Raw genomic sequence first — 6,945 nt, forward strand, 5'->3', positions numbered from 1 at the left:
CGCGCTGGCCGACGCCGAGGGACTGTCGGCCCTTTCCATGCGCCGGGTGGCCGACCAGCTGAAGGTCGCCACCATGTCGCTCTACACCTATGTGCCATCGAAGGCGGAGTTGATCGACGTGATGCTGGACCGGGTCTATGGCGAGACGCCCAAGGCCTTCGCCGCCGGCGCCGGATGGCGCGCCCGCTTGGAGCAGGTGGCGCGGGACAACTGGGATCTCTACCACCGCCATCCCTGGATGCTGCAAGTGGTGATGCACCGCCCGGTGCTCGGCCCCAACATGATCGCCAAGTACGACTTCGAACTCCGCGCGATCGAAGGCCAGGGGCTCGACGATATCGAGATGGACCAGGTGATCAGCCTTCTCTCCAACTATGTGCATGGCGCGGTCCGGAGCGCGGTCGAGGCCATGCAGGCCGAGAGCCGGACCGGGATCAGCGACGCGCAGTGGTGGGAGATCAGCGGCCCGTTGCTGGAGAAAGTCTTCAACCCGACGCAGTTCCCCGTGGCCGCCCGCGTCGGCGCCGCGGCGGGCGCGGCCTACGAAGCGGTCGGCGACCCAGAGCGAGCATTCGCCTTTGGCCTGGAACGTGTCCTGGACGGGGTCGAGACCCTGGTCAGGACACGCTCGGCCTAGAGACCACGAACGCCGCGCAGGCGCCCAGGGCCACCGCCACGGCGACCGCCAGCCAGGGCCGTGGCTGCGCGGTCAGGATGAACACACCGAAGCCCAGCGCCATGCCGCCGCAAGCCATCGCCTTGGCCGACCTGGAAATCGCCCCGTTCTCACGCCAGGCGCGCAGGGTCGGACCGAACCTGGCATGGTTCAACAACCAAGCCTCCAGACGCGGCGAGGACTTGGCGAAACAACCCGCCGCCAGGATGAGGAACACCGTCGTGGGAAGAAGCGGCACGAAGGCGCCGACGACGCCCAGCGCCGTGAAAACCAGACCGAGAACCAGGAACAACGTGCGGGCCATGCCGAGCGACCCTCTACGAGAAACGCGAGTTGCGAAAGACCCGCAACAACGAAATCACCCCAGGCCGGCGATCCGCGCGGCGAGCGCGGTGTTGACCGCCTCGTAGGCCGGGACGAAGTCCCTGGCGACGCGCACAGCGCTCCAGGTCGCCGGCAGCAGGCCCGAGAGCGATTCGGTATGGACCACGCGCGTGCCAGAGCCTTCGGGGGTCAGCAGGAAGCCATGGCGCCCCTTGAAGATCAGCGGCACGTTCCCCGCCCAGGCCAGCTCGCGGGCTGGCTCGACGGCGACGATGCGCACGGTCTGGCGGATGAGCGACCCTGGCTTGCCCGGCAGGTTTCGGAACACCATCGCCACGCGCGCGCCGACCTTCGCCTCACCCACCGCCTCGAGATTCAGTGGGTTCCAGTCGGGATAGCGCGCGAAGTCGGCCAGAACCGCCCAGACCTGCTCCGGGCGCGCCGGGATCCAGGCCTCGGTGCGGATGCGGTGCATGGGCTAGCGGCTGACCTTCATGGGAAAGGTGTGGGTTTCGTCCTCGAACACGACTCGTACGGTGATCTCGGTCACGCCCTTGGGCAAGGCCGCCAGACCGAGATCGGTCATGTGCTCCTCTCCCGACGCCAAGCTTGGCCTTGGCGATATACACGGGAAAGATGCATCCGAGGCGTTACGAACGCCTTATCGCTATTCTCCCAGCAACCCTTCGACGAATTCCGGCAGCCAGGTGTTGCGGCCGGGCTTCATCCGCTCGGCGCGGTAGATGTGGCCGAGGTCGGCATAGGCCCGGTCGAAATTCTTGTTCACGATCACGTAGTCGTAGAGGCCCCAGTGGGCGATCTCGTCCTTGCCGAGCTCCAGGCGCTGGGCGATCACCTCCTCGCTGTCCTGCGCGCGGGCGTGCAGGCGGCGCGACAGGTCCTCCCACGAGGGCGGCAGGATGAAAACCCGGACGCTGTCGTCGGGCGCCTTCTCAGCGATCTGCTTGGCGCCCTGCCAGTCGATGTCGAACAGCACGTCCTTGCCGTCCAGCAGGGCTTCCATCACAGCGGCCCCGGGCGTGCCGTAAAGGTTGCCGTTGACCTCGGCCCATTCCAGGAAACCGCCCTCGGCGATCTTGGCCTCGAAGGTCGCGCGGTCGACGAAGAAGTACTCCCGCCCTTCCTCCTCCCCAGGCCGCGCGGCGCGGGTGGTCCAGGAGATCGACAACGTCATGTCGGCATGGTCGGCGACGAGCCGCCGCGATAGGGAGGTCTTGCCCGCGCCGGCGGGGCTGGACACCAGCAGCAGCAGGCCGCGCCTCTGGGTCTCCCAGGGCTTGGCGTCCCCATCACTCGACATTCTGCACCTGCTCGCGGAACTGCTCGATGGTGGCCTTGAGGTCCAGGCCGATGTTGGTCAAGGCTGAGAGGGTCGACTTGGAGCAGAGCGTATTGGCCTCGCGCATGAACTCCTGGGTCAGGAAGTCCAGCCGCCGGCCCGACGGTCCTTCGCTCGCGATCAGGGCTCGCGCGCCGTCAACGTGCCCGGCCAGTCGGTCCAGCTCCTCGCGGACATCGGCCTTCACCGCCATTGCGGCGGCCTCCACCACGATCCGATCGACGGGCGCGGCCTCGCCCAGCAGCTCGGCCATGCGGGCCTCGAAGCGCGCCTTGATCGCCGCGGGCTGGCCGCCGGCGACCTCGCCCGCCTGGCGCACCAGTACGTCGATGCGATCCACGACCGAGATCAGGACGCTGGTGAGCGCGATCCCCTCCTCGCGCCGGGCGATGGCGAGTCCATCCAGCGCAGCGCCCAGGGACAGGGCCATGGCGGCCTCGACGGCGGCCTGGGCCGCGGGGTCGTCCAGGGTCTCGGCGGCCTCGACCACGCCGCGCAGGGCCAGCAGGCCGTCCAGGCTGGGCGGCGCGGCCTTACCGGATGAGACTAGGCCGGCGCCGGCCTCGATATAGCGCTCGATCTGATCGAGATTGATCCGGACCTGGCCGCCGCTGTCGCTCCGCTTGGCCTGGATCCCGACCGTCACCTGGCCTCGAGCGAACCGGGCCTGCGCGCCCTCTCGGGCGGCGCGATCCAGGGTGTCGAAGCCCGGCGGTCCGCGGAAGCGGACCTCCATGTTGCGGCCGTTGACGGAGCGGGCCTCCACCGACCAGCTCCAGTCGCCCGCCGCCCCCTCGGCCCGCCCGAAGCCGGTCATTCCGTTCAGCATGGCTAGCGGTCCTTGAGGGCCTTGGCCCGGTCCTGCAACGCCTCGGTCTCGCGCTTGCGCTCGATGGCTCGCCAGCGGTCGACGTTCTTCAGGTGCTCGGCGTAGGTGGCGGCGAAGACATGGCCGCCGGTGCCGTCGGCGACGAAAAACAGCGAGTCGCTCTTCGGAGGATCAAGCACGGCGGCCAGGGCGGCGCGGCCTGGATTGGCGATGGGCGTCGGGGGCAGACCGTCGATCTGGTAGGTGTTGTATGGGTTCGGCTGGGCCAGTTCCGAGGCGCGCAGACCCCGGCCCAACGGCTTGCCGCCGGTCAGGCCGTAGATGATCGTCGGGTCGCTCTCCAGCCGCATGCCCTGGCGCAGGCGATTGACGAACACCGCGGCGACGCGGGGCCGTTCCGAGGCGACGCCGGTCTCCTTCTCGACGATGGAGGCCAGGGTCACCGCCTCGTCGGGCGTGGCGATCGGCAGGCCGGGCTGGCGCTTCGACCACAGCAGGCCCAGCAACTCTTCGCGCGCGTCCATCATCCGCTTCAGCACCGCGGCGCGGTCCTCGCCCCGCTCGAACTGGTAGGTTTCCGGCAGGATCGAACCCTCGGGCGGGGCCGGCGCGGCGCCGGTCAGGTCGGGCTCGGCGGCCAGGGCCTCGACCACGGCTTCGGAGGTCATGCCTTCCGGCACGGTGATCTGGTGGACCACGATGCGGCCGTCGCGGACGTCGCCCAGGACGCTGGCCATGGAGGCGCGGCTCTTGAATTCGTACTCGCCGGCCTTGAGCGACCGGGCCGCGCCGGTGAGCTGGGCGGCGGCGGCGAAGATGGCGTCGGACCGGACCACGCCGGCGCGTTCGAGAGTCGCGGCGATCTCGGAGACTCCAGCGCCTTTGCGCAGCATCACGACGGTCGTTTCGCCGTCCTTGGCCGCGGGTCCAGGCCCCTGGAAAGACCAGAGCGCCCAGACCAGGACCAGGACGACGAGAGCCGCCAGGGTGGCCGCGGCGCTAGCGGCAATGATCATCAGGCGGCGCTTGGGCGTCAGCCCGCCGCCGAACCGCGCGAGCGGGCTCACGAGACCTTCTTGAACACCACCGAGGCGTTGGTGCCGCCAAAGCCGAAGCTGTTGGAGAGCACCACCTCGATAGCCATCGGCTTGGCCTTGTTCGGAACCAGGTCGATCACGGTCTCGACCGACGGGTTGTCCAGGTTGATGGTCGGCGGCGCGATCTGGTCGCGGATGGCCAGGCAGGAGAACACCGCCTCGATGGCGCCGGCCGCGCCCAGCAGGTGGCCGGTGGCCGACTTGGTGGACGACATGGTCACGCCCTTGGCCGCGTCGCCCAGGATACGGGTGACAGCGCCCAGCTCGATCTCGTCGCCGAGCGGGGTCGAGGTGCCGTGGGCGTTGATGTAGTCGATCTCCGACGGGTCGATGCCCGCGTCCTTGATGGCCGCCTTCATGGCGCGGAAGCCGCCGTCGCCGTCCTCGGCCGGGGCGGTGATGTGATAGGCGTCGCCGGCCAGGCCATAGCCCAGGACCTCGGCGTAGATCTTCGCGCCGCGCGCCTTGGCGTGTTCGTACTCTTCCAGCACCAGAACGCCCGCGCCCTCGCCCATCACGAAGCCGTCGCGGTCCTTGTCATAGGGCCGGCTGGCGCGCTCGGGCGCGTCGTTGAAGTTGGTCGACATGGCGCGGCAGGCGATGAAGCCCGCCATGCCCACCGGACAGATGGCAGCCTCGGCCCCGCCGGCGATCATCACGTCGGCGTCGCCGTACTTGATCAGCCGCGCGGCGTCGCCGACGGCGTGGGCGCCGGTCGCGCAGGCGGTGACCACCGAGTGGTTCGGACCCTTGAACCCGTAGCGGATCGAGACTTGGCCGGAGGCGAGGTTGATCAGGGCCGAGGGAATGAAGAACGGGCTGATCCGCCGTGGGCCCTTCTGGAAGAGCTCCACCGAGGTCCGCTCGATGGTGGCGAGCCCGCCGATGCCCGAGCCAATGATGACGCCGGAGCGTTCCTTGTCCTCGTCGGTCTGCGGGACCCAGCCCGAATCCTTCACCGCCTCGTCGGCGGCGGCCATGGCGTAGAGGATGAAGTCGTCGACCCGGCGTTGATCCTTGGGCGCCATGGTCAGGTCGGGATCGAAGGACCCCGGCACGTCCGGACCGCCGCCGCCCCGGCCATCGACGCGAGGAACCTCGCAGGCGACCTGGCAGGCATATTCCTCGGGATCGAAGGTGGTGACCCGTCCCGCGCCGGACTTGCCGTCAAGGATGGCCGCCCAGGTGAGCTCGACGCCCTGTCCGAGAGGGGTCAGAAGACCGATACCGGTGACGACGACTCGACGCATGGGCGGGTCTCCAAACGCAGACCGCCGCGAGCTCCGGGGAGCGACGCGGCGGCCGAAACTTCAATGATTTCCGAGCTTAGGCGCCCAGACGCTCACCGATGAACTTCACCGCGTCGCCAACGGTCTGGATATGCTCCGCCGCGTCGTCGGGGATTTCGATATCGAATTCTTCTTCGAAGGCCATGACGAGTTCGACGTTGTCGAGGCTGTCAGCGCCCAGGTCGTCGATAAAGCTCGCCTTCTCGGTGACCTTCTCCGGATCGGCGTCGAGGTGTTCGATGACGATCTTGCGCACGCGCTCGAGGATGTCGGACATTCGCTTAAGTCCCTGTTGTTCAAACTGATCCATCCGTGACGGCCGACGAGTTGTCAACCGCAACGGACCTAGGCTTCGAGACCTTAGCCTCGCCGGTTCGGGCGTCGCCGTAGCATGATCGCCACGCCCCTGCCAACCGGTCAGATCATGGCCATGCCGCCGTTCACGTGCAGCGTCTGTCCGGTCATGTAGGCGGCTTCGTCGCTGGCCAGATAAACGCAGGCCGCGGCGACATCGGTTCCCAGGCCCAGGCGGCCCGCCGGGATCGTGCCCAGGATCTGTGACTTCTGCGCGTCGTTCAGCGCCTCGGTCATCGGGCTCTCGATAAAGCCCGGCGCGACGCAGTTCACGGTGATGCCTCGGGTGGCCACTTCCTGGGCCAAGGCCTTGGAAAAGCCGATCATTCCGGCCTTCGAGGCGGCGTAGTTGGCCTGGCCCGGATTGCCCATGACCCCCACCACCGAGGTGATGCCGATGATCCGGCCGGCGCGCCGCTTCATCATGCCGCGCATGGCCGCGCGGCTGAGGCGGAAATAGCTCTCGAGATTGATCTTCAGGACTGACTCCCAGTCCTCGTCCTTCATCCGCATCAGCAGGCCGTCCTTGGTGATGCCCGCATTGGCCACCAGGATGTCGAGGCCGTTCCCCGCGGCTTCCTCGGCGCGAGCGATCAGGCCGTCCACCGATTCGGCGTCGGCGAGGTTGGCCGCGGCGATCGAGGTGCGCTCTCCCAGCTCCTTGGCGAGATCGGCCAGCACCGCCTCGCGGGTGCCCGACAGCACCACATGGGCGCCGGACGCGTGCAACGCCTTGGCGATGGCGCCGCCGATGCCGCCCGTGGCGCCGGTGACGAGGGCGGTCTTTCCGGTCAGATCGAACATGTCAGAGGCTCTTGGCGAAGGCTTCAAGGTCGGCGGGGGTGTTCAGCGGCGTGGCCTCGGCGTCCGGGGCGATCCGCTTGGCCATGCCCGACAGCACCTTGCCCGAGCCGGCTTCCGCGAAACGGGTGACCCCGCCCTGTTCCGTCAGCCAGATCATGCTCTCGCGCCAGCGGACGCGGCCGGTGACCTGGTCGACCAGCAGGCGGCGGATC

The 6,945-nt window shown here is 68.5% G+C and carries 9 protein-coding genes and 1 pseudogene; 1 reads left to right on the forward strand and 9 read right to left on the reverse strand.

Annotated features, from left to right (window positions below):
- Positions 1-637, forward strand: a 637-nt coding sequence (locus tag RMO04_RS16690; RefSeq protein ID WP_309645896.1) for a TetR/AcrR family transcriptional regulator C-terminal domain-containing protein, incomplete at its 5' end; no start/stop codon positions are given.
- Here the strand turns inward: RMO04_RS16690 and RMO04_RS16695 are convergent.
- From RMO04_RS16695 to RMO04_RS16735, 9 genes and pseudogenes are all read right to left on the reverse strand, one after another.
- Positions 618-980 carry a YbaN family protein gene (locus tag RMO04_RS16695; RefSeq protein ID WP_309645897.1) on the reverse strand — a complete coding sequence of 121 codons (363 nt, stop codon included), beginning with the start codon at positions 978-980 and terminating at the stop codon, positions 618-620. The genes RMO04_RS16690 and RMO04_RS16695 overlap by 20 nt on opposite strands.
- A 54-nt stretch (positions 981-1,034) precedes the next feature.
- On the reverse strand, positions 1,035-1,475 hold the full coding sequence (locus RMO04_RS16700) for an SRPBCC domain-containing protein (protein WP_309645898.1): 441 nt from the start codon (positions 1,473-1,475) through the stop codon (positions 1,035-1,037).
- A gap of 192 nt (positions 1,476-1,667) precedes the next feature.
- Positions 1,668-2,321, reverse strand: a complete 654-nt coding sequence (gmk, locus tag RMO04_RS16705; protein ID WP_309645899.1) for a guanylate kinase — start codon at positions 2,319-2,321, stop codon at positions 1,668-1,670.
- Positions 2,311-3,189, reverse strand: a complete 879-nt coding sequence (locus RMO04_RS16710) for a YicC/YloC family endoribonuclease (protein WP_309645900.1) — start codon at positions 3,187-3,189, stop codon at positions 2,311-2,313. The genes gmk and RMO04_RS16710 overlap by 11 nt, the downstream gene beginning before the upstream one ends.
- Positions 3,190-3,191: 2 nt before the next feature.
- Positions 3,192-4,205, reverse strand: a complete 1,014-nt coding sequence (mltG, locus tag RMO04_RS16715; RefSeq protein WP_309645903.1) for an endolytic transglycosylase MltG — start codon at positions 4,203-4,205, stop codon at positions 3,192-3,194.
- Positions 4,206-4,252: 47 nt separating this feature from the next.
- Positions 4,253-5,536, reverse strand: a complete 1,284-nt coding sequence (gene fabF, locus RMO04_RS16720) for a beta-ketoacyl-ACP synthase II (RefSeq protein ID WP_309645901.1) — start codon at positions 5,534-5,536, stop codon at positions 4,253-4,255.
- A gap of 76 nt (positions 5,537-5,612) precedes the next feature.
- Positions 5,613-5,852 carry an acyl carrier protein gene (locus RMO04_RS16725; RefSeq protein ID WP_056019455.1) on the reverse strand — a complete coding sequence of 80 codons (240 nt, stop codon included), beginning with the start codon at positions 5,850-5,852 and terminating at the stop codon, positions 5,613-5,615.
- 140 nt (positions 5,853-5,992) lie between these two features.
- Positions 5,993-6,733: a 3-oxoacyl-[acyl-carrier-protein] reductase gene (fabG, locus tag RMO04_RS16730; protein WP_309645902.1), complete on the reverse strand. Its 741-nt coding sequence runs from the start codon at positions 6,731-6,733 to the stop codon at positions 5,993-5,995.
- A gap of 1 nt (position 6,734) precedes the next feature.
- Positions 6,735-6,945 (reverse strand): annotated as a pseudogene (locus RMO04_RS16735) (malonyl CoA-acyl carrier protein transacylase); the annotation flags it as partial.

Origin of the sequence: Phenylobacterium sp. (genome assembly GCF_031412415.1) — a bacterium.
In the GTDB taxonomy this organism is placed as follows: domain Bacteria; phylum Pseudomonadota; class Alphaproteobacteria; order Caulobacterales; family Caulobacteraceae; genus Phenylobacterium.